Source organism: Vitreoscilla filiformis, from assembly GCF_002222655.1.
In the GTDB taxonomy this organism is placed as follows: Bacteria; Pseudomonadota; Gammaproteobacteria; order Burkholderiales; family Burkholderiaceae_C; genus Ideonella; species Ideonella filiformis.
Map to the genome: position 1 here is coordinate 313,963 of NZ_CP022423.1, position 22,078 is coordinate 336,040.

At 65.5% G+C, this 22,078-nt stretch carries 16 protein-coding genes; 9 read left to right on the forward strand and 7 right to left on the reverse strand.

The window, feature by feature from the left end; genetic code table 11:
- Positions 1-591, reverse strand: coding sequence for a chorismate--pyruvate lyase family protein (locus VITFI_RS01495; RefSeq protein ID WP_089415495.1), 591 nt, complete (start codon positions 589-591; stop codon positions 1-3).
- A gap of 151 nt (positions 592-742) precedes the next feature.
- On the opposite strand from VITFI_RS01495, the gene VITFI_RS01500 reads away from it, so the two are divergent.
- A complete protein-coding gene (locus VITFI_RS01500) occupies positions 743-1,012 on the forward strand; it encodes a hypothetical protein (protein ID WP_157725512.1) in 270 nt (89 codons plus the stop codon).
- A 15-nt stretch (positions 1,013-1,027) separates the two neighbouring features.
- Here the strand turns inward: VITFI_RS01500 and VITFI_RS01505 are convergent, their stop codons facing one another.
- Complete coding sequence (locus tag VITFI_RS01505; protein ID WP_089415497.1) at positions 1,028-3,070, reverse strand: sigma-54-dependent Fis family transcriptional regulator; 2,043 nt, start codon at positions 3,068-3,070, stop codon at positions 1,028-1,030.
- Positions 3,071-3,407: 337 nt separating this feature from the next.
- Between VITFI_RS01505 and exaC the strand changes: the two genes are divergently transcribed.
- The 5 genes from exaC to ahpC all read left to right on the forward strand — a co-directional run bounded on the left by exaC (position 3,408) and on the right by ahpC (position 8,568).
- Entirely contained in the window at positions 3,408-4,928 is a 1,521-nt protein-coding gene (exaC, locus tag VITFI_RS01510) for an acetaldehyde dehydrogenase ExaC (RefSeq protein WP_089415498.1), read from the forward strand.
- Positions 4,929-5,182: 254 nt separating this feature from the next.
- The gene (locus tag VITFI_RS01515; protein ID WP_089415499.1) at positions 5,183-5,560 is read left to right on the forward strand and encodes a DUF779 domain-containing protein; all 378 of its coding nucleotides are present in this window, start codon (positions 5,183-5,185) and stop codon (positions 5,558-5,560) included.
- 14 nt (positions 5,561-5,574) lie between these two features.
- Positions 5,575-6,009 (forward strand): carboxymuconolactone decarboxylase family protein, encoded by a 435-nt coding sequence (locus tag VITFI_RS01520; protein WP_089415500.1) that lies wholly within the window; start codon positions 5,575-5,577, stop codon positions 6,007-6,009.
- 419 nt (positions 6,010-6,428) lie between these two features.
- A complete protein-coding gene (gene sbcB, locus VITFI_RS01530) occupies positions 6,429-7,880 on the forward strand; it encodes an exodeoxyribonuclease I (RefSeq protein ID WP_089415502.1) in 1,452 nt (483 codons plus the stop codon).
- A gap of 112 nt (positions 7,881-7,992) precedes the next feature.
- Positions 7,993-8,568, forward strand: a complete 576-nt coding sequence (gene ahpC / locus VITFI_RS01535; protein ID WP_089415503.1) for an alkyl hydroperoxide reductase subunit C — start codon at positions 7,993-7,995, stop codon at positions 8,566-8,568.
- Positions 8,569-8,648: 80 nt separating this feature from the next.
- Here ahpC and VITFI_RS01540 read toward each other — a convergent pair whose 3' ends face one another.
- The 4 genes from VITFI_RS01540 to VITFI_RS01555 form a co-directional block, all read right to left on the reverse strand.
- A complete protein-coding gene (locus tag VITFI_RS01540) occupies positions 8,649-8,852 on the reverse strand; it encodes a formate dehydrogenase subunit delta (protein WP_089415504.1) in 204 nt (67 codons plus the stop codon).
- 13 nt (positions 8,853-8,865) lie between these two features.
- Entirely contained in the window at positions 8,866-11,784 is a 2,919-nt protein-coding gene (gene fdhF, locus VITFI_RS01545) for a formate dehydrogenase subunit alpha (RefSeq protein WP_089415505.1), read from the reverse strand.
- Positions 11,785-11,903: 119 nt separating this feature from the next.
- The gene (locus tag VITFI_RS01550) at positions 11,904-13,676 is read right to left on the reverse strand and encodes a formate dehydrogenase beta subunit (RefSeq protein WP_232476649.1); all 1,773 of its coding nucleotides are present in this window, start codon (positions 13,674-13,676) and stop codon (positions 11,904-11,906) included.
- The gene (locus tag VITFI_RS01555) at positions 13,673-14,146 is read right to left on the reverse strand and encodes a formate dehydrogenase subunit gamma (RefSeq protein WP_089415506.1); all 474 of its coding nucleotides are present in this window, start codon (positions 14,144-14,146) and stop codon (positions 13,673-13,675) included. Before VITFI_RS01555 ends, VITFI_RS01550 begins: the two co-directional genes overlap by 4 nt.
- Positions 14,147-14,299: 153 nt before the next feature.
- On the opposite strand from VITFI_RS01555, the gene VITFI_RS01560 reads away from it, so the two are divergent.
- The 3 genes from VITFI_RS01560 to ahpF all read left to right on the forward strand — a co-directional run bounded on the left by VITFI_RS01560 (position 14,300) and on the right by ahpF (position 18,639).
- Positions 14,300-15,871: an ATP-binding protein gene (locus tag VITFI_RS01560; RefSeq protein ID WP_089415507.1), complete on the forward strand. Its 1,572-nt coding sequence runs from the start codon at positions 14,300-14,302 to the stop codon at positions 15,869-15,871.
- Entirely contained in the window at positions 15,868-16,962 is a 1,095-nt protein-coding gene (locus tag VITFI_RS01565; RefSeq protein ID WP_089415508.1) for a substrate-binding domain-containing protein, read from the forward strand. Before VITFI_RS01560 ends, VITFI_RS01565 begins: the two co-directional genes overlap by 4 nt.
- A 105-nt stretch (positions 16,963-17,067) precedes the next feature.
- Positions 17,068-18,639 (forward strand): alkyl hydroperoxide reductase subunit F, encoded by a 1,572-nt coding sequence (ahpF, locus tag VITFI_RS01570; protein ID WP_089415509.1) that lies wholly within the window; start codon positions 17,068-17,070, stop codon positions 18,637-18,639.
- A gap of 21 nt (positions 18,640-18,660) precedes the next feature.
- On the opposite strand, the gene VITFI_RS01575 is transcribed toward ahpF, so the two are convergent.
- Positions 18,661-22,065 carry an AAA-like domain-containing protein gene (locus VITFI_RS01575; RefSeq protein ID WP_089415510.1) on the reverse strand — a complete coding sequence of 1,135 codons (3,405 nt, stop codon included), beginning with the start codon at positions 22,063-22,065 and terminating at the stop codon, positions 18,661-18,663.
- Between the last annotated feature and the right edge of the window lie 13 nt (positions 22,066-22,078).

A 22,078-nucleotide genomic window follows, 5' to 3' on the forward strand; every position in this document is an offset into this window, starting at 1 on the left:
TCAGTATTCTGGCGGAGAAGCCGCGAGCATGCCGCGCCGGAAGCATTCCGTGATCACCATGGCCGTGCCGCGTTCAGGGACATCGATGGCATAACTGCGCGTCGCCTCCGGGTCGGGCAGCCCGACATGGGCCCACAACGCCGGCCACAGCGTTTCGGGGGCCGCCAGGGTGCGGCGCCGAATCCACATGCGCGCCAGCAGGTGGCCAATCGGTGTGCGCCCTTGGGCCAATTCCACTTGAATGTCGGGGGGCAAGGCCGCTGGCGCCAGCCAAGACAGGTTGTCCATCATGATCTGGCCGTGGGCGTGCAGACTCACCAAGCGCTCGATGAACACCTCGCCGGGCAACTGCGCCCGCACCAAGGCTGGTGCGGCATCGGCAGGCACCTCGCGCTGCACATGCACCGTCAGCCCGACCGGGCCAGCGGCCACTTCTTCACACAGCCGGGTGGCCGAGCCGTCTTGCGCCAACAGCAGCGAAGCCACGCGGCGCGCCCAAGGTCTTTCGGTGGCAGACCAGTCCGACAACAAACGCGCCCGCGCTCCATTCGACGCAAGCAAGGCCAAATCGGCCGACGGCAACAGCGACATGCGCACCTTCCAAGCAGAGGGAAAACCCGGAATTTTCGCCCGGCCACTCGACAGATCTTGGGCTACAGGCACACTGCGGGATGTGAATCCTCAACCCGTCATCCCCATTCGTACCGAAGCACCCGCCGATTGCCCCACTCAAGGATGCGAGATGTGTGCTAGCAGCGCCAGCCCACCGACTGCGACGCCGCCGCCTCACGCTCCGCCCCTGTTAGAGGGAGACCCGGCCCAGTTGGCACTCGCCCTGGCGGGTCTGGAGGAGGTGCTGCCATTCATCCGCCAGCTGCATTGCACCGCTGACGAGGTTTGCCTGACCCTGCATCCGCTGCCGCACTGTGCGGGGGCCCAGTTGGTGCAGCGTTGTTTCTTGGAACTGCGCCGTCGGCTGCCGGACACGGACATCTACGTCACCCCAAGCTGACACACCCGCAGCGCCTCACAGCTCACGCAGCTTGCGGTACAGCGTGTTGCGGCTGATGCCCAAGCGCCGCGCCGCCTCGGACAAATTGCCCCCCGCCTCGGCCACCACGCGCCGCGTGGTTTCCTGCTCAACGCGACGCAAATCACACGGGTCGTCGCTCGGCGTGCTGCCAGGGTGACGGCGATTCGGCAGGCGCACCGCCCGCAGATCGTCGGCCAAATCGTCGGGCAGGTGGGCCCAGTCGATGCGCCATTCGTGCGTTTCCATGAGGGCGCACGCCGTGCGCAGCGCGTTGGCCAGTTGGCGCAGGTTGCCCGGCCAGCGGTAGGCCGCGAAGCGCTCCAGCAACTCGGGTGTGAGTTGGAGTTGGCCGCTGCGCTCGGGCGCGATGTCGTCCAACAACCGGTCGATCAACGCGGGCAGGTCGTGGCGCTCGCGCAGCGGGGGCAGCACCAGCGTCAGGCCGTTCAAACGGTAATAGAGGTCTTCGCGGAAACGTCCGGCCTGCATTTCGTCGCGCAGGTTGCGGTGCGTGGCGCAAATGAGTTGAATGTCCACCGGCACCGGCTTGCCTCCGCCCAGCGGCAGCACTTGGCGCTCTTGCAGCACGCGCAGCAGGCGGCCTTGCATCGCCAAGGGCATGTCGCCGATTTCATCCAGAAACAGCGTGCCGCCATCGGCTTCGCGGATGCGCCCGGGAGCGCCGTCGCGGCTGGCTCCCGTGAAGGCGCCGGGGCGGTAGCCGAACAACTCGGCTTCGATGAGGCTTTCAGGCAGCGCCGCACAGTTCACCGCCACCAGCGGGCCGGCCTTGCGTGGGCCACTGCCGTGAACGGCCCGGGCAAAAATTTCCTTGCCGACGCCGGATTCGCCGTGCAGCAGCAGGGCAATCGGTTTGTCCAGCACGCGCCGGGCGCGTTCCAGGGCGTTGCGCAGGGTCGGGTCACCCGTGTCGAGGGCCGCCAAAGGGTCGGCGGGTTCGGGGCGGGTCACCGGTGGGGCCTGGTGTTGAAACGCGGCGGCCACCGCTGGCGGCACCGTCGCGCCGGGCGCGCCGAATGCGCGGCTGGCTTGGCCGCTGGCCAAGGCACTGAGCGGCGCACGCGGCGTCGCCGGGGGGCTGACGGTGATGCTTTGCCGGCCCAATTCGAGCCGCATCCACAGCGTTTGGCCTTGGCGGTCGGTGACGGCTTGCGGGTGCGGCTGGCTCTGGCGCAGCGCGCCGGGGGGCAAGGCCAACAGTTGATCGACGCGAATCGACCCAACATCCGACCAGCGCAAGCCCAGCAGTTTGAGCGCGCTGTCGTTGGCGCCGATCACCCAGCCGTCTTCGGACAAGGCGAGCAGGCTTTCGGTGAGGGTGGCGATGCCTTCGGGTTGGCGATGCAAACGCAGGCGCAGGCCTTGGCCGTGGCGGGTGTCAAACAAGCGGTGTTCGATCATGCGCGCCGCCGAGCGCACCAGCCCCAAGGTGTGGCGGTGGTAGCCGCGATGGTCGCCGGACAAATCCAGCACCCCCAGGATCTTGCCGCCCGGATCGTGGATCGGCGCGGCGGCGCAGGTGAGAAACCCGTTGCGCTCCAAATAGTGCTCGCCGCCATGCACCACCAGCGCGGTGCCTTCGGCCAACGCCGTGCCGATGGCGTTGGTGCCGCGCCAGCGCTCGTGCCAATTGGCGCCGGGGCGCAGCGCCACCCGTTCGGCGCGTTGCAGGAATTCAGCGTCACCCAAGGTGTGCAGCACCATGCCATCGGCATCGGCCAGGATGACGAGGCTGTCCGTGTCGCGGGTTTGTTCGTGCAGCAGTTCCATGGCTGGGCGGGCGTGGGCCACCAGCTCGTGGTGCTGCTCCAGCGCCCGCGCCAACTGGCGGGCCGAGGCGTGCGGTGCGCCCGGTGTGCGGCCATTGGGCAACAACCCCGCTTCGGCGCTGCGCTGCCACGAACGGGCCAGCACCGGCCCGATCAATTCGGCGGAAACCGTGCCGGTGTTGTTCAACTGTTCACGCGCCTGGCGAACCTGGGCCGGCGACGAAGGAGGTGTCAGGGCGTGATGCATCGGTGTTCTTCCTGAGGGGGTGTTACGCTTTGCCTCACTTATGCAAACCTGTTCATGGGGGTCTTCACCACACCCCAGCGTGACAACGGAGCGTTCCAACAGATTTGCCCGGCTTTCTTGTGTTGTTGTGAGACACCGCTGCCCCATGCGGCGGTGGTGATACAGCAGTTTGCACGAATTGGGCCTGTTTTTCTGCATGATTCAGCCGCTTTGCACACGATCATCCCGACACGGCAAAGCTGGCACAGCCTGTGCGTTAGAGCAGCTCGACCCGGCGGGCTTGCACAACCGACCGGGGCCCTACCATCCACCGAACTCGCTCCAGGAGACAAACGCGATGATCTACGCAGCACCCGGTTCTGAAGGCGCCACGATTCAATACAAGGCCCGCTACGACAACTTCATCGGCGGCAAGTTTGTTGCCCCGCTGGATGGCCAGTACTTCGATGTGATCACCCCGATCAGCGGCCAGGTCTACACCCAAGCCGCCCGCTCGACCGCTGCCGACGTGGATCTGGCCCTGGATGCCGCCCACGCCGCTGCCGACAAGTGGGGCAAGACCTCGGTGGCCGAGCGCGCCAACATCCTGCTGAAAATTGCGGATCGCCTTGAGCAAAACCTGGAAAAGCTGGCTTACGCTGAAACCGTGGACAACGGCAAGCCGATCCGCGAAACGCTGAACGCCGACATCCCGCTGGCTGTGGATCATTTCCGCTACTTCGCCGGCTGCCTGCGTGGCCAAGAAGGCTCGCTGTCGGAAGTGGACGAAAACACCGTCGCTTACCACTACCACGAGCCGCTGGGCGTGGTTGGCCAGATCATCCCCTGGAACTTCCCGATCCTGATGGCCGCTTGGAAGCTGGCCCCGGCCCTGGGCGCTGGCAACTGCGTGGTGCTCAAGCCCGCTGAATCGACCCCGATCTCCATCCTGGTGCTGGTCGAACTGATCGCTGACCTGCTGCCGCCGGGCGTGCTGAACATCGTCAACGGTTTTGGCCGCGAAGCCGGCATGCCGCTGGCCACCAGCAAGCGCATCGCCAAGATCGCCTTCACCGGCTCGACCGCCACCGGCAAGGTCATCGCCCAAGCCGCTGCCTCGAACCTGATCCCCGCCACGCTGGAGCTGGGCGGCAAGTCCCCCAACATCTTCTTCGCGGATGTGATGGACAAGGACGACAGCTTCCTGGACAAGGCCATCGAAGGTCTGGTGCTGTTCGCCTTCAACCAAGGTGAAGTTTGCACTTGCCCGAGCCGCGCCGTGATTCAAGAGTCGATCTACGACCGTTTCATGGAACGTGTGCTGCCCCGCGTGGCCGCCATCAAGCAAGGCAACCCGCTGGACACCGACACCATGATCGGCGCCCAAGCCTCGCAAATGCAGATCGACAAGATCAGCAGCTACCTGGAGTTGGGCAAGCAAGAAGGCGCGCAAGTGCTGATCGGCGGCGCCCGTGCTGAACTGGGTGGCGATCTGGGTGGTGGTTACTACGTGCAGCCGACGCTGTTCAAGGGCCACAACAAGATGCGCATCTTCCAAGAAGAAATCTTCGGCCCGGTGCTGGCCGTGACGACCTTCAAGGACGAAGCCGACGCCCTGGCCATCGCCAACGACACCGTGTACGGTCTGGGCGCTGGCGTGTGGAGCCGCAACGGCAACGTGGCTTACCGCATGGGCCGCGCCATCAAGGCGGGCCGCGTGTGGACGAACTGCTACCACGCCTACCCGGCGCACGCTGCCTTCGGCGGCTACAAGGAATCGGGCATCGGTCGCGAAACCCACAAGGTCATGCTGGATCACTACCAACAGACCAAGAACCTGCTGGTCTCCTACAGCGAGAACAAGCTGGGCTTCTTCTGATCGATTGGGTTGGATGAGCGAACGAAAAGGGCGGGCGACCGCCCTTTTTTGCGTTTGGCGGAAGGGTTCCCCCTCTCCCCAACCCCTCTTCCGCGAGGGGAGAGGGGCTTGATGTGCGCGCAGGTCTTTGCGCCAGAACACCCGGTTTTGCTCCCTCTCCCCTTGTGGGAGAGGGCTGGGGAGAGGGGGCGTGCCGGGGCAACATGACATGATCGACGCGCCGGAGCGCTGATTGAACAACGAGGAGACACATCATGGTTGAACGGGTCATTCCCACCCCGGCGGCGCAAGCGCTGATCGACACGCTGAAAAAGCGCCACGGCCCCGATTTGATGTTCTACCAATCGCACGGCTGTTGCGATGGCAGCACGCCAATGTGCTTGAAGGTGGGCGAGATGCCGCTCACGCCGCAGGATGTGCGCATGGGCGAGCTGGCCGGTGTGCCGTTTTACGCCGCCCGTGCGCAGTACGAATACTTGCAAGGCGGCCAAGTCATCATCGATGCCAAACCCGGTGGGCTGGGTACCTTCTCGCTGGAAGACGGCGAGAACATGCACTTCGCCGGCACGCAGCGCCTCTGGACGGACGCAGAATCGGCCTGGTTGCAGGCGCATCCGCTGCCTGGGTTTTGAGTGTTTCGTCGTTCATGCATCCATCGTCCACCGAACCGTCCGAGCGTTTCCTGCGGGGGCAGGCCACCTTGTCCAGCATCCACGGCCATGTGGGTGAAGGCGTGATGCGCGCCCTGCAAGAGATTGCCCCGGACTTTGCCCGCCTCATCATCGAGTTTCCATACGGTGACATCTACGCACGCGGCGTGCTGTCCCCACGCGAACGGCAGATCGCCACGATTGCCTCGCTGGCCACGCAAGGCAATGCCCCAACGGAACTCAAAGCCCATCTGCAAGGCGGCTTGAACGTGGGTTGCACCCGCCAAGAGCTGGTGGAGGTGCTGATGCAAATGGCGGTGTATGCCGGTTTCCCGGCGGCGCTCAATGCGCTGTTCGTCGCCAAGGAACTGTTCGCGGAACTGGATGCGCAGTGTGAAGCCCAGCACAGCCCAGCGTCCCACGGAGGTTAGGCCGCGCACATGTCCGCTCGCTCCGCCCTGTTCAGCACGCTGCTTGCGTTGGGCGTCGCCGTTGTGCTCACAGCTGCATCGTCCGTCGTCGAGCGCATCGGGCCAGAGCAAGTCTCATACAGCAACCTCTGCGGCCCCACTGGCTCTGGCGAATGCCTCGAACCCGTGCTCGCAGGCGGCTTCCCTCTGGCCTACCTCATCGACGCTCCGGGAATCTCTGTAGAACACCAGCTTTCCTTCGGAGAAGACACCATTCGCCCCGGGCCGATGCTTCTGAACCTCTGCTTCTACTGGGCGGCTGGGCTTCTGGTTCTGCGCTGGTTCAGGCACCGTTGCCCTTCGACAAGACCACGGGCGCCCAACCGCGAAGATCCCCCCGGCGTGTGAACAGGGCGGCAGCGATGCGGTATGGTCACGCCATGACCGACCTCAGCTTTTTCTGGCACGACTACGAGACCTTTGGCCGCGTGCCTCGCCGTGACCGACCGGCCCAGTTTGCCGGCATCCGCACCGACGCCGATCTGAACGAAATCGGCGACCCGGTGAGCCTGCTCTGCCAACCCGCCCCGGATTATTTGCCCGACCCCGAAGCCTGCTTGTTGACCGGCCTGCTGCCCCAACAGTGTCTGGCCGAAGGTGTGCCCGAGCACCAGTTTGCCGCCCGCATCGAGGCCGAGCTGGGGCGGCCGGGGACGGTCGGGGTGGGCTACAACACCATCCGATTTGATGACGAGGTGACGCGCCACCTGTTCTGGCGCAACCTCATCGACCCCTACGCCCGCGAATGGCAAAACGGCTGTGGCCGTTGGGACGTGCTGGACGTGGTGCGCTGCATGTACGCCCTGCGCCCCGAAGGCATGGAATGGCCCACGCATGAAGACGGGCGCGTGTCCTTCAAACTCGAAGACCTCAGCCGGGCCAACGGCCTGAGCCACGAACAGGCCCACGATGCGCTCTCGGACGTGCGCGCCACCCTTGCCCTGGCGCGGCGGATGCGTCAAGCCCAACCCAAGCTCTGGGCGTTCTGCCTCAAGCTGCGCCACAAAACCGCCGTGTTGGAAGAAATGGGCGTGGGCCGGCCATTCGTTCACATCTCCGGCATGTACGGCCCGCAGCGCGGGTGCATGGCGTTGGTGTGGCCGCTGGCGCCGCATCCGAGCAACCGCAACGAAATCATCCTGTGGGATTTGGCGGAAAACCCCGCCGAGCTGTTCAGCCTGGGTGTGGATGAGATCCGCCAACGCCTGTTCACCCGCAGCGATGAATTGCCCGAAGGCGTCACGCGGTTGCCGATCAAGACGCTGCACATCAACAAATCCCCCATCGTGGTGGGCAACCTCAAGGTGTTGACGCCCGCCGTGTTGCAGCGCTGGTCGATCGATCTGGATCAAGCCCTGCGCCACGCGGAACAATGCGCCCGCCACGGCGCTCGGTTGGCTGGCCTGTGGCCCGACGTGTTCGCCCGCCCCGAATCGGCCCAGAGTCAGCCGGTGGATGTGGATGAAAACCTGTACGGCGGTTTTCTCGATAAACCCGATCGTGCCCGCCTGGATCGCCTGCGCAAACTCCCAGCAGACGACCCCGCTTGGCCCCGCGCCGGTTTCGACGACCCCCGGCTCGGCGAGCTGGTGTTCCGCTGGCGTGCCCGCAACGCGCCGGACACCTTGTTGGATGGCGAGCGCGAACGCTGGCAGCAGCATTGCACCCGCCGGCTGCATCAAGGCGCAGGCGGATCGCTGACGCTGCCAGCGTTCTTTGAGCGCCTGGACACCCTGCAAGAAACCGCCGACGAGCGCGGCCAAGCCCTGCTCGAAGCGCTGTACGACTACGCCGAGCACATCGCCCCACCCGTGCCTGCGGCGGGGCAATAGGCTGAGGCTATCGCGGCCTTTTGATCAATCAATCCACGACATCAGCGGCGCCGCCTAAGATGCGTCCCGTGGCCTGAGATGGGCCGCTTCAACCAACCGAGGAAACAGCTCCATGTCGATCATCAACACCGCCGTTCAGCCGTTCAAGACCACCGCCTTCGTCAACCGTGATGGCAAGGGCGAATTCATCGCCGTGTCCGACGAATCCCTGAAGGGCAAGTGGTCCGTGCTGATCTTCATGCCGGCGGCTTTCACCTTCAACTGCCCGACCGAAATCGAAGACGCTGCCGACAACTACGCCGCCTTCCAAGCCGCTGGCGCTGAGGTGTACATCGTCACCACCGACACCCACTTCTCGCACAAGGTGTGGCACGAGACCTCGCCGGCCGTGGGCAAGGCCAAGTTCCCCCTGGTCGGCGACCCGACCCACACCCTGACCAACGCTTTTGGCGTTCACATCCCGGAAGAAGGCCTGTCGCTGCGCGGCACCTTCATCATCAACCCGGAAGGCGTGATCAAGACCGCTGAAATCCACAGCAACGAAATCGCCCGTGACGTGTCGGAAACCCTGCGCAAGCTGAAGGCCGCCCAATACACCGCCGCCAACCCTGGCCAAGTCTGCCCGGCCAAGTGGAAGGAAGGCGCCAAGACCCTGGCTCCGTCGCTGGACCTGGTCGGCAAGATCTGATGATGTTCGGCGTGTGGCGCTGACGAACGTCGCGCCGCATGTGCCCAACCGGCCCCCAACGGGCCGGTTTTTTTTCGTCCTCAGCCGCGCAGGGCTTCGCGCACCCACAGATGAACACCTTCCCCCCCGGCGGCCAAATGGGCGGCCAAGGCGCGGCGCATCCTCGGCTCCCAGAACTTTTCGATGTGCTGGGCGATACCGACCAGCGCCTCGGCCCGATCCGGCTGGGCCTCGTAAAACTGGCCGATGCGGTTGGCCATGTGTGTCAGTGTGCGAATGTCCATGGCGGCTCCAACGTCAGGCGGTCGGGTGGGCTTGGGCCAGCAAATCGAGCTGGTGGCGGTGAAAATCGGCGTACTCGCGCTGCCACGGGGCAAGCTGGTGAGCGGGCACTTTGCTCACTTGCACGGCGGTCACCTTGTATTCCGGGCAGTTCGTCGCCCAGTCGGACGAATCCGTGGTGATGACGTTGGCGCCCGAGCCCGGATGGTGGAAGGTGGTGTAAACCACCCCCGGTTGCATTTTCTCGGTGAGCCGGGCACGCAGCACCGTTTCCCCGGCGCGGCTGGCGATGCCCACCCAATCACCGTCGGCGATGCCGCGCTCTTGGGCGTCGTGAGGGTGGATGTCCAGCCGGTCTTCGTCGTGCCAGCGGGAGTTCTCGGTGCGCCGCGTCTGCGCGCCCACGTTGTACTGGCTGAGGATGCGCCCGGTGGTCAGCAGCAGCGGAAAGCGCCGCGTCACCTTCTCATCGCTGGCCACGTATTGGGTGATGAGGAAACGCCCCCGTCCGCGCACAAACCGCTCGCGGTGCATGGTGGCGGTACCGGCTTCGTCGGTGCCGTCGTTGCAGGGCCATTGCACGCTGCCCAGGCGCTCCAGCTTGGCGTAGCTCACGCCGGCAAAACTGGGCGTGAGCGCGGCAATCTCCTGCATCACTTCCTCGGGGTGGGCGTAGTGCATGGGGTAGCCCAGGGCGTTGGCGAGTTTCACCGTCACCTGCCAATCGGCCAGCCCAGCCAGTGGCGGCATGGCCTGGCGCACGCGGCTGATGCGGCGCTCGGCGTTGGTGAAGGTGCCGTCCTTCTCCAAAAAACTGGCGCCGGGCAGGAAAACATGGGCGTACTGCGCCGTCTCGTTCAAAAACAGGTCTTGCACCACCACGCATTCCATCGCCGCCAGCGCCGCGCTGACGTGCTGGGTGTTCGGGTCAGACTGCAAGATGTCTTCGCCCTGGCAGTACAGCCCTTTGAAGCTGCCATCCAGCGCCGCGTCCAGCATGTTGGTGATGCGCAAGCCCGGCTCAGGGTTGAGCGGCACGCCCCAGACGGCTTCAAACTGGCTGCGCACCGTCGTGTCGGAGATGTGGCGGTAGCCGGGCAGCTCATGCGGGAAGCTGCCCATGTCGCAACTGCCTTGCACGTTGTTCTGGCCGCGCAGTGGGTTCACGCCCACGCCCTCGCGCCCGACCATGCCGCAAGCCATCGCCAAATTGGCAATGCCGATCACCATGGTGGAGCCTTGTGCGTGCTCCGTCACGCCCAAGCCGTAATAGATGGCGGAGTTCGGCCCGCTGGCGTAGAGCCGGGCAGCGGCGCGCACTTCGGCAGCGGGCACGCCGGTTTCAGCCTCAAACGCTTCGGGCGAGTTTTCCGGGCGGGCGACGAATGCGCGCCAATCGTTGAAGCTTTTGGCGTCGCAGCGCTCGGCCACATAGGCTTCGTTCACCAAATCTTCGGTGACGATGACGTGCGCCAGCGCGGTGATCATCGCCACGTTGGTGCCGGGCCGCAGCGCCAGATGGTGCGCGGCGCGGATGTGCGGCGCGTTCACCAACTCGATGCGGCGCGGGTCAATGACGATGAGCTGGGCGCCTTGGCGCAGGCGTTTTTTCAGGCGTGAGCCGAACACCGGGTGCGCGTCGGTGGGGTTGGCGCCGATCACCAGCACCACATCGGCCTGTTCCACGCTCTTGAAGGTTTGCGTGCCGGCGGAGGTGCCAAAGGTTTGCCCCAAGCCGTAGCCGGTGGGCGAATGGCAGACGCGGGCGCAAGTGTCCACGTTGTTGGTGCCGAACGCGGCGCGGATGAGCTTTTGCACGAGGTAGGTTTCCTCGTTGGTGCAGCGGCTGGAGGTGAGGCCGCCCACGGCATCGCGCCCGTGCTGGGCTTGAATGGCTTGGAAACGCTGGGCAGCGTAGCCGATGGCTTCGTCCCAACTCACTTCCCGCCACGGGTCGGTGATGCGCTCGCGGATCATCGGCTTCGTGATGCGATCCTTGTGCGTGGCGTAGCACCAAGCGAAGCGACCTTTGATGCACGCGTGGCCTTCGTTGGCCTGGCCGTCCTTCCAAGGCACCATGCGCACCACGGTGTTGCCCTTCATTTCGGCCTTGAAGCCGCAGCCCACACCGCAATAAGCGCAGGTAGTCAGCAGGGCGTGCTCGGGCTGGCCGAGCTGGATCACCGAGTTTTCTTGCAGCGTGGCCGTTGGGCACGCTTCGACGCAGGCACCGCAGCTCACGCACTCGCTTTGCATGAAAGGCTGGCTCTGGCCGGGCGAAACACGGCTCTCAAACCCGCGCCCAGCGATGGTGAGCGCAAACGTGCCCTGCACCTCCTCACAGGCTCGCACGCAGCGGTTGCAGACGATGCACTTGCTGGCGTCGTAGGTGAAATAGGGGTTGGAGGTGTCCGCCGCCGCGTCGCAGTGGTGGGCACCGGACACGCCGGCCACCGCCTGCCCGGCCACGCCGTAGCGCACCGCACGCAAGCCGACCACGCCGGCCTGGGTTTGCAGCTCGCAGTGGCCGTTGGCGCTGCACGTCAGGCAATCCAATGGGTGATCGGAGATGTACAGCTCCATCACGCCCTGGCGCAGTTGTTGGAGTTTCGGCGTTTGGGTGCGCACCACCATGCCGTTTTCAGCGGGCGTGGTGCAGGAGGCGGGGTAGCCGCGTCGCCCCTCAATCTCCACCAAACACAGTCGGCACGAGCCAAAGGGCTCCAGCATGTCGGTGGCGCAGAGCTTGGGCACTTGGATTCCCGCGTCCACGGCGGCACGCATCAGCGAAGTACCAGCGGGTACGCTCACGGAACGACCGTCGATGAGGAGGTTCACCGTCTGGTCAGAGGTGCGGGCGGGGGTGCCGAAATCCACCTCACGCAGCGGCGTGGTGGCGGAGAAGCTGGCGCAGGTGCAGTTGGAGCAGCTCATGTCAGACCTTCTGGTGTGGTGGGGGAGGTTTCCCCTCTCCCCAACCCCTCTCCCACAAGGGGAGAGGGGCTTTGTGTGATGCGCGAGTCCTGCGCGTTTGGGGCAGGCGAGCCTGGCCTTCACGTGCGCTGGGTTTGGGCTCCCTCTCCCCTCGTGGGAGAGGGCTGGGGAGAGGGGGCCGCCGCCACCCCAAAATCCTGCGGATAGTGATTCAGCGCGGAAAGCACCGGGTAGGGTGTCATGCCGCCCATGGCGCACAGGCTGCCGTGCTGCATCGTGTCGCACAAATCGCGCAGCAGGGTGAGTTGCTGGGCGTGCTGCGCAGCGTTGGGCGCTGCGCCCGCCGGGGCAGTGCGTTCGATGCGCTGCATCACCTCCACGCCCCGCGTTGAGCCGATGCGGCAGGGCGTGCATTTGCCGCAGCTCTCGGCGGCGCAAAACTCAAAGGCGTAGCGCGCCAGTTCGGCGAGGTTGGCCGTGTCGTCATGCACCACGATGCCGCCGTGGCCCAGCACCGCGCCGTGAGCGGCGTAGGCTTCGTAATCGAGCGGCACATCCCAGAGCGATTCGGGCACATAGGCGCCCAGCGGGCCGCCCACTTGGACCGCTTTCACTGGCCGACCGCTGCGCGTGCCGCCGCCAAAACCGTAGATGAGCTCTCGCAAGCTGAGGCCAAACGCTTTTTCCACCAGCCCGCCGTGCTTGATGTTGCCGGCCAGTTGGAACGGCAGCGTGCCGTGTGAGCGACCCACGCCGTAATCCCGATACGCCTGCGCACCCCGCGCCAAGATGAACGGTACCGCCGCCAGCGTCAGCACGTTATTGATGACGGTGGGCTGGCCGAACAGCCCCGACAGCGCCGGCAACGGCGGCTTGGCCCGCACGATGCCGCGTTTGCCTTCGAGGCTTTCGAGCATCGCTGTTTCCTCGCCACACACGTAGGCACCCGCCGCCTTGCGGGTGTGCAGGTGGAAGGTTCGACCGCTGCCCAACACGTTCTCACCGAGGAAACCGGCAGCGCTGGCGCGCTCAATCGCTTCGTTCATCACCGCCAGCGCGTGCGGGTACTCGCTGCGGATGTAGATGAAACCTTGCGTAGCGCCCACCGCCAGCGCAGCGATGGCCATGCCTTCGATCAGCATGAACGGGTCGCCCTCCATCACCATGCGGTCGGCGAAGGTGCCGGAATCGCCCTCGTCGGCGTTGCACACCACGTACTTTTGCGCCGCGTGGGCGTGCGCCACCGTCTTCCATTTGATGCCCGCCGGAAACGCCGCGCCACCACGCCCGCGCAGGCCCGAGTGGGTGACTTCATGCAGCAACTCGGCGCTGGTGAGGGTGAGCGCCTTGCGCAGGCCGGCCCAGCCGTCGTGTGCTTCGTAGTCCGCCAGGCTCAGTGGGTCGGTGACACCAATGCGGCGGAAGGTCAGGCGCTCTTGCATCACCAAGTACGGCATCTGCTCGGTGACGCCGTGGCGCAGTGGATGCGCTACTACGGTCATGTCATCGCTGGTGTGTTGCCCCCTCTCCCCAACCCCTCTCCCACAAGGGGAGAGGGGCTTTGAATGCATTGCTCCCTCTCCCCTCGTGGGAGAGGGTCGGGGAGAGGGGGATACGTCGCCCTCGGGCATGAAACCACCGGTGAGCAAGTGCGCGTCGTCCAGCAGCGCGGGCACATCTTCCGGCTGCACCGGGCCGTAAGCGATGCGCCCGTGCGGCGTGACCACTTCCACCAGCGGCTCCAGCCACAACAGGCCACGTGAGCCGTTGCGGGTGAGGTTGAGCGTCACGCCGCGCTGGGCGCAGGCGGCTTGCAGGGCTTCGGCCACCTCGTCGGCGCCAGCGGCCAGGGCGGCGGCGTCGCGGGGCACAAACAGTTGAACGGTGCTCATGCTGCCACCTCCTGCACGCCCAGTTGTTGGGCGATGCGCGCCAGCTTGGCCTCACTCACACGGGCGTGCAGCCGCTCATCCACCTGAACGGCGGGCGATTGGGCGCACAGGCCCAAGCAGTACACCGCTTCCAGCGTCACGGCGCCGTCGGCACGGGTTTGGCCCAGGGCGCAGCCGAAGATGCGTTCAGCCGCCGCCGTGAGTGCCCGGCTGCCGCAGGCTTGGCAGGACTCGGCTTGGCACACCTGAACCACATGCCGCCCGGCGGGCCACTGGCGGAAGTGGTGGTAATAGGTGATGACGCCATGCACCTCGGCCCGCGAGAGGTTGAGCGCCTCGGCGATGGCGGGCACCGCTTCGGACGGGATGTGGCCGAAGGCGTCTTGCACGGCGTGCAGCAAGGGCAGGAGGGCGCCGGGGGTGGCGCGATGATGCACGATCAAATCGGCGAGCAACGGGGCTTCTGGCATGGCGGGCACCTTGGCGACGGCAGGGGCAGTGGGCGCGCATGGTGGCGCCAGAACGGCAACGGCGCAATATGAGCCCATCGGCGCCTGGCATGTGCTGTGCAGCTCCTAAAGGGTTGACCCGAAGGGGACGCACACGCCTGAAAATGCGATTCCATGAGCGCCCTACCCTTCCGCCGCAAGCTGCCGATTGGCATCCAAACCTTCCGCATCATCCGCGAGGGTGGTTACTACTATGTGGACAAAACCGGGCAGGCCGTCGATCTGGCCGAACGGGGTCGGGCCTACTTCCTGAGCCGCCCTCGGCGCTTCGGCAAAAGCCTGCTGGTCGATACCTTCAAAGAGCTGTTCGAAGGCAACCGGGCGCTGTTCACCGGATTGGCCGCCGAATCGCGCTGGGACTGGGCGCAGCGTCATCCCGTCATTCACCTCAGTTTTTCAGATGGTGTGTTGCAAAGCCGCGCCGAGCTGGATCGGCGCATCGCCGAGCTGCTGCACGGCAACCGCGAAGCGCTGGGCCTGCCGCTGCCAGAGCGCATTGCACCTGGGGATGTGACGAGCAATTTCGTCGATCTGATCCGCCAAGCCCACCGTCAACATGGCGCCCCGGTGGTGGTGCTGATCGACGAGTACGACAAACCCATCCTCGACAACCTCAGCGTGCCCGACACCGCCCGCCAGATGCGTGAAGGTCTGAAAAACCTTTACTCCGTCCTCAAGGGAGCGGATGCACATTTGCGCTTCGTCTTCCTCACGGGCGTGAGCAAGTTCAGCAAGGTGAGCCTGTTTTCGGGCCTGAACCACTTGCAGGACATCACCCTGGACAAGCGCTGCGCCACCCTGTGCGGTTACACCGAACACGAGCTGAAAACGGTGTTTGCACCCGAGTTGCTTGGGCTGGATCCGGAGGAAATTCGCCGCTGGTACAACGGCTACAACTGGTTGGGCGAAGGCGTTTACAACCCGTTCGACGTGCTGCTGTTGTTGGACAAGCGCGAGTTCCAGCCCTACTGGTTTGAAACCGGCACGCCGACGTTTCTGGTCAAGCTCCTGGCCGAGCGCCAGTTCTTCACCCCCGATCTGAGCCAGGTGATGGCGATGGAGCAGCTCATCGGCTCCTTTGATGTGGATGAAATCCCGCCTGAAGCGCTGCTGTTCCAGACCGGCTACCTCACGCTGCGCGGACGCGAGGAAATCTCACGGGCGCAGTGGGTCTACACCCTGGGCTATCCGAACCGCGAGGTCGAAACCAGCCTGAACGGCGCCCTGCTCAAAGGCTACGGCGTGCCGGATCGCCCCGCGCTGGCCACCCGTCTGCAATTGCTCAAACTGCTGCGCAACGGGGATGCGGCCAGTCTGCGGGCACTGTTCCACGCTTTTTTTGCCAGCATCCCGCACGACTGGTATCGCCGCAACGAGCTGGCGGGCTTCGAGGGCTACTACGCCAGCATCGTTTACAGCCACTTTGCGGCGGCGGGGTTGGAGATCCGGCTGGAAGATGCCACCAACCACGGTCGCATCGACATGACGGTGTTGGCCTTCGGCACCGTCTGGCTGTTCGAGTTCAAGGTGGTGGAACTCGTGCCCGAAGGCCGCGCCCTGGCGCAACTGCAAGCCCGGGGCTACGCCGAAAAATACCGCGCACGCGGCGAGCCCATCCGCCTCATCGGGGTGGAGTTCAGCAAGGTGGATCGCAACATCGTCGGCTTTGAGGTGCTGGAGGCGTGAAGCGCAGCCTCCGCGCCACCCGCGTCACCATCCGCCCGGTGTGGTCGATTCAGGATGCGGACGGCGGCCCGCCTCTGCCAGAACGCCTGCTGGCCCTGTTGGTGCAGGTACAAGCCCAAGGCAGCCTGCTGGCCGCCTGTGAGCGTTTGGGCATGAGCTATCGCCACGGTTGGGATCTCGTGCGCCAAGGCGAGGCCGCGCTCGATGCCCCGCTGTTGCACATGGCACGCGGCAAGGGCTCGACCCTCACGCCGCTGGGCGCGCAGTTGGTGTGGGCCGATCACCGCATCACCGCCCGACTCGGCCCGGTGCTGGACTCGCTGGCCTGCGAACTGGCCGCCGGACTCAGCCAAGCCTTGGGCGCCGATCCGCCCCAGCTTCGGCTGCACGCGAGCCATGGGTTTGCCGTCGAAGCGCTGGTACAAGCGCTGGGCCGCCAAGGGGTGACGGTGGAGCGCCGCTACGGCAGCAGCGTCGAAGCCGCCGCCGCGCTGCACGATGGCGCCTGCGATCTGGCCGGCCTTCACCTGCCCGAAGGCCCTCTGCAAGCCGCCGCGCTGGCCCACTACGCGCCTTGGCTGGGTCGGCCAGATTGGCAACTCATCGACATCGCCACCCGCCGCCAGGGTCTGATGCTGCCCGCCGGCAACCCCGCCAAACTCTACGAACTGGCCGACCTCACCCGCCCCGGCGTGCGCTTCATCAACCGCCAAGCGGGTTCGGGCACGCGCTTTTTGCTGGAAGGGCTGCTGGCGCAGGCGGGCGTTTCGCCGCAACGCATCCCGGGGTTTGAACAGGGCGAGTTCACCCATGCTGCCGTGGCCGCGTTCGTGGCCAGTGGCATGGCCGATGTGGGCTTCGGCTTGGAAACCCCCGCCCGCCACTTCCGCCTTGATTTTTTGCCCTTGGCCAGCGAGCGTTATTTCCTGCTCTGCCGGGCTTCGACCTTGGACACCCCCGCGCTGCACGCGGTATTGACGGTGCTGCGCTCGGCGGCGTTTCATGCGGAAGTCGATGCCTTGCCGGGCTACCACGCTGGGCGGGCCGGACACGTGCAAGCGCTGGCCGAAGCATTCCCGCCAAGCCGATAGGTTTTGCATATGGGTGAGATTGGATCAATCAAACCCGCCAATCACGCCCCCGTCCTACCATGAGGGCATTGAGACACCCGACCTGCATCGAAAGGACACGACACCATGTTGGACACCAACACCCAAGCCCAGCTGCAAGCCTATTTCCAGCGCATCAGCCAGCCCGTGGAGCTGGTGGCCAGTTTGGACGATCGCCCCGCTTCGGCTGAAATGCGCGAGCTGCTCACCGAAGTGGCCGCCGCAGCACCCGGCAAGATCAGCTTGCGCGTCGATGGCCAGGCCGAACGCCGTCCCTCGTTCCAAATCCGCCGGGCCAACGGTGCGGGGGGCGAGGTGCGTTTCGCCGCCATCCCCATGGGCCATGAATTCACCTCGCTGATTCTGGCGGTGCTGTGGGCCGGTGGTCATCCACCCAAGGTCGAGCCGGAGGTGATCGAGCAGATCAAGGCGTTGGAGGGGGACTTCCGCTTCAAGGTCTACATGTCCCTGACCTGCCACAACTGCCCGGACGTGGTGCAAGCCCTCCACCTCATGGCCACCTTCAACCCGCGCATCCAAGCGGTGGCGGTGGATGGTGGGCTGTTCCAAGCCGAGGTCGAAGCCAAACAAATCATGGCCGTGCCCTACGTCACGCTGAACGGTCAGCCGTTCGGCTCGGGCCGCATGGAGGTGAAGGACATCCTCGCCAAAATCGACACCGGCGCCGCCAAGCGCGAAGCCGCCGCCATGAACGCGAAGGAGGCCTTCGATGTGCTGATCGTCGGCGGTGGCCCGGCTGGCGCGGCGGCAGCGGTGTACGCAGCGCGCAAGGGCATCCGCACCGGTTTGCTGGCCGAGCGTTTCGGCGGTCAAACGCTGGACACGCTGGGCATCGAAAACTTCATCTCGGTGCCGGAAACCCAAGGCCCGAAATTCGCCGCCGCCCTGGAAGCGCATGTGCGCACCTACGACGTGGATGTGATGACACAACAGCGTGTCGAACAGCTCATCCCCGCCGAACAGACCGGGGGGCTGACCACGGTCAAACTGGCCAACGGCGGCGAGTTGAAGGGCCGCACGGTGATCGTGGCCACGGGCGCCCGCTGGCGCAACATGAATGTGCCCGGTGAAGCCGAGTACAAAACCAAGGGCGTGGCCTACTGCCCGCACTGCGACGGCCCGTTGTTCAAGGGCAAGGACGTGGCGGTGATCGGCGGCGGTAACTCCGGCGTCGAAGCGGCGATCGACTTGGCGGGCATCGTCAAAAGCGTGACCTTGCTCGAATTCGCCGACCAACTGAAGGCCGATCAGGTGCTGGTGAACAAGTTGAAGAGCTTGCCCAACGTCACCATCCACGTGAATGCCCAGACCACCGAAGTCATCGGCGATGGTCAGAAGATGACCGGCCTGCGCTGGAAGGATCGCGTGAGCGGCTCCGAACACGAAGCCGCACTGGCGGGGGTGTTTGTGCAGATCGGCCTGGTGCCCAACACCGAATTCGCCAAGGGCGTGGTGGAGATGAACCGCTTCGGCGAAATCATGGTGGACGCCAAGTGCCACACCAGCGTGCCGGGCGTGTTTGCGGCGGGGGACTGCTCCACGGTGCCCTACAAACAAATCATCATCGCCACGGGCGAAGGGGCCAAGGCGGCGCTGTCGGCTTTCGATCACCTGATCCGCACGCCGGCAGCCGCCTGACCCCCACCCGCCTCAGGCACCTCAAGGCCCAGCGCACTCGGGGGGGCGATCGGATGTGCCCGCCGGGAAGAACAGTTGACACTCGGTCGGGTGCGTGTGGCGGTGCAGCGCCTGCAACCGCGCCCCCATCCATGCCGACAACTGCGCGGGGCTGTAGGTGGTGCGCGTCACGTCCCAGAGGCGCAGGGTTTTGTCCACGCCGAGTGTCATCACCTGATGGCCCTCGGCCATGAATTTGGCGGCCAAGATGCCTTCTTGGTGGCCTTTCAATTCGGTCAACAACACCCCTTCGCGAGCGCGCCACACGCGGGCCGTTTCGTCGTCGCTGGCGGTGAGGATGCGTTGGCTGTCCGCACTGAACACCACCGATCGCACGGTGCCCGTGTGCCCCGTCAGTTCGGTCAGCAAAACGCCTCGTGCCACATCCCAGACCTTGGTCGTGCCATCGGGGCTGCTGCTGGCCACCAAACCACCATCGGGGCTGAACACCACCGACAACACCCGGTCTTGGTGACCTTTGAGCTCGGCCAGCAACGCCCCGTCCGATGCTTGCCAAATCCGCACGACGCGGTCATCGCCCCCCGTCACGATGCGCCGACCATCCAGGCTGAATGCCGCCGCCCACACGGCCCCCACATGGGCGGCGATCGTCACGCGGGGCGGCCCACCCAACAAACCGTCGGAAACGCTGACCTGCCCGCCATCGTTGGCCGTCAGGATGCGGGAGCCGTCGATGTTGAACGCGACCACGCGCACCCAATCGCGCTGTGGGGGCAGCGTCAAACTCAACTGGCCGGTGGCAACGTCCCACACCCGCACCAGCCGGTCGGTGCTGCCTGTCACCACCCGGTTGCCCTCAAAGTTGAACGCCGCCACCAGGGTCGAAGCATTGGCCGGATTGACCCATTCGGCCAACACCTTCTCATTCTGAACATCCCAGACCCGCGTCAACGCATCCGCCCCAGTGGTCACGAGGCGGTGGCCTTGGGTGTCGAACGCCGCGTTGCGGATCCAGTCCCGCAGATCGTCGATGGTGCGCAGCGGCATGTCCTTGCGCGCACTCCACACCCTCAGGGTGCGATCCGAGCTGGCCGTGACGACACGGGTGCCGTCCGGGCTGAACGCCGCGCCACGCACCGCCGCCGCGTGACCACGCAACTCGGTCAGCAATGCCCCTTTGCCTTTGGTCTCGCGGATGTCCCACAAGCGTGCGGTGCGATCGTCGCTGGTGGTCACCAGTTGGGTGCTGTCGGGTGAGAACACCGCCGACAGCACCCAATCTTGGTGGCCCTTGAGCTTCAGCAAAGGCCGCTGAAGCTGGTTCACATCCCACACCCGGGCGGACTTGTCCGCGCTGGCGGTGACCAAGCGCGTGCCATCGGGACTGAAAGCCACCCAGCGCACCATGTCATGGTGGCTGCGCAGCTCACCGACCAGCTCACCGGTGGCTGCCCGCCACAGCCGAGCGGTGCGGTCATCGCTGGCGGTGGCCACCCATTGACCGTCTGGGCTGAACACCGCCGAACGAATCGGCCCGGCATGCCCTTTGAGTTCGAACGCCAGCGTGGCGGTGTGCCCATCCCACTGCCAGATGCGGGCGGTAGCGTCGTCGCTGGCGGTCAGCACCCGTTGGCCTTGGGCATCCCAGGTGCTGGCCCAGACACCACCGGCATGTCCGCTCAAGGTGGCCAGCAGCGCCCCTGTGCGTCGATCCCACAGCCGGGCGGTGCCATCGGTGCTGCTGGTGAGCACCTGCGTGCCGTCGGGGCGGAACGTCGCCGTGGTCACCGGCCCATGGTGGCCGGTCAAATTCGCCAGCACCTGACCCGTCGGCACGGCCCACACCCGGGCGCTGCGATCGTCACTGGCCGTCACCACTGCTTGACCATCTTGGCTGAACGCCACCGTGCGCACCAGCCCCTGATGACCCCGGAATGCCCGAATTTCTTGCCCAGTCTGGGCATGCCACAGACGCGCCGTGTGGTCCTCGCTGGCCGACACGATGTGGGTACCGTCCCCACTGAACGCTGCGGCGAACACCCGATCTTGGTGGCCCACCAAACCCAGCAAGGCCGCTTGAGCGGCGTCGGCGGCCTTGAACGCCGCCGCACTGACGTTGCCCCCTTGCTGACTCACCCTCAACGCCGCGTGACCCAACAACAAGGCCCGGTCGGGATCGCCCAGCAACAGCGAGGCCGTCACCCCGGCGGCCAGCTCACCCGCTCGGGCCTGGCGCATCGCCGCCTGCGCCTGCACGTACAAACTGAAGAAGCCCACAGCCACGCCACTGGCCAGCACCGTGGTGCCCACCAAAATTTGGTTGGTTCGCGTCCAGAACGTGGGGCGGTGCAGGCGAACCCAGTCCATGCCGAACAATTGTCGATACAGGCCATTGCGCCACTGCAAACACCCATCGGCCCGCCGCATCAGCCCCGACAAGCGCAAGCGGTTGTGAACCACCGAGGTGTCCTGCACCCTCACCCGCCGACCGCGCAGCACCCGCTCGCACACATCGAACAGTTCCGTTTGCAACGGGGCGGGGGTTCGGAGCAGGTAGTCGGCCACGAACTGGAAGTGCGGATCGCCGCGCCCCTTTTCGCTCAACAGCTCATGCGCCACCAAGGCAGGAACCTCTGCCGGATCGGTCACGGCCTGGGCACTGAGCAACGCACACAATTTTTGCGTCAGGTAGGGCTGGCCGCCGCTCCAGTGCAACACGGCGGCCAGCAGCGCGTCGGTGGTGGCTGGGGGCTGTTGCAGTGCGGCCAGCAAGGGCCGCGCCTCAGCAGGAGAGAAGTCGGTGATCTCCACACGCTGCCCGATGTTGAAAGGGGTGCGGCTGGGATCCCGAATCAACTCTCCCGGCGTGGCCACCCCCAGCAACACAAACGACAGTCGCGCCAACTCTGGCCGCTGCGCCCGCTGGTTGTGCAGGGCCCGGATGAGGGCAAAAAAATCATCGGTGAAATCCAGCCCCAGGGTGGTGTCAATTTCATCGACCAGCACCGTGATGCGCCCCGGCACCTCGGGCAGCAGCACCTCGGTGACATACGCCCACATGCGCTGCGCCAGCGGCAGATGCGCATGGGCCTCCCACCAACTGAACACGTCGGTCTGCGGCATGCAGGCGGACTCGATTTCCGTCAGCACCCCCAGATACCAGCTCTCTGCACTGACTTGCTGGCTGCCGATGGTGGTGAGGTCGATGGCCACCACGATCTGCCCCTCGGCCCACAAAGCCGCTGTGGTGCGGGCCATGAGGCTGGACTTGCCCATCTGCCGCGAGGACAGCACATAAGCAAACTCACCCTGGCGGCACAGCGCCAGCAACTCCGCATCACAAGGGCGGGTGATGTAGCTGGGGCTGTCGGGCGGCAACGTCCCCCCGGTGACGTAGCGAAAAGCAGGGGCATGAACGGCGCTCACAGTGCGGCCCCCA

What these genes read in the sequence shown, in the direction of transcription:
- VITFI_RS01495 (WP_089415495.1), bottom strand. Translation starts at nt 591, where the DNA reads ATGTCGCTGTTGCCGTCGGCCGATTTGGCCTTGCTTGCGTCGAATGGA.
- VITFI_RS01500 (WP_157725512.1), top strand. Translation starts at nt 743, where the DNA reads ATGTGTGCTAGCAGCGCCAGCCCACCGACTGCGACGCCGCCGCCTCAC.
- VITFI_RS01505 (WP_089415497.1), bottom strand. Translation starts at nt 3,070, where the DNA reads ATGCATCACGCCCTGACACCTCCTTCGTCGCCGGCCCAGGTTCGCCAG.
- exaC (WP_089415498.1), top strand. Translation starts at nt 3,408, where the DNA reads ATGATCTACGCAGCACCCGGTTCTGAAGGCGCCACGATTCAATACAAG.
- VITFI_RS01515 (WP_089415499.1), top strand. Translation starts at nt 5,183, where the DNA reads ATGGTTGAACGGGTCATTCCCACCCCGGCGGCGCAAGCGCTGATCGAC.
- VITFI_RS01520 (WP_089415500.1), top strand. Translation starts at nt 5,575, where the DNA reads ATGCATCCATCGTCCACCGAACCGTCCGAGCGTTTCCTGCGGGGGCAG.
- sbcB (WP_089415502.1), top strand. Translation starts at nt 6,429, where the DNA reads ATGACCGACCTCAGCTTTTTCTGGCACGACTACGAGACCTTTGGCCGC.
- ahpC (WP_089415503.1), top strand. Translation starts at nt 7,993, where the DNA reads ATGTCGATCATCAACACCGCCGTTCAGCCGTTCAAGACCACCGCCTTC.
- VITFI_RS01540 (WP_089415504.1), bottom strand. Translation starts at nt 8,852, where the DNA reads ATGGACATTCGCACACTGACACACATGGCCAACCGCATCGGCCAGTTT.
- fdhF (WP_089415505.1), bottom strand. Translation starts at nt 11,784, where the DNA reads ATGAGCTGCTCCAACTGCACCTGCGCCAGCTTCTCCGCCACCACGCCG.
- VITFI_RS01550 (WP_232476649.1), bottom strand. Translation starts at nt 13,676, where the DNA reads ATGAGCACCGTTCAACTGTTTGTGCCCCGCGACGCCGCCGCCCTGGCC.
- VITFI_RS01555 (WP_089415506.1), bottom strand. Translation starts at nt 14,146, where the DNA reads ATGCCAGAAGCCCCGTTGCTCGCCGATTTGATCGTGCATCATCGCGCC.
- VITFI_RS01560 (WP_089415507.1), top strand. Translation starts at nt 14,300, where the DNA reads ATGAGCGCCCTACCCTTCCGCCGCAAGCTGCCGATTGGCATCCAAACC.
- ahpF (WP_089415509.1), top strand. Translation starts at nt 17,068, where the DNA reads ATGTTGGACACCAACACCCAAGCCCAGCTGCAAGCCTATTTCCAGCGC.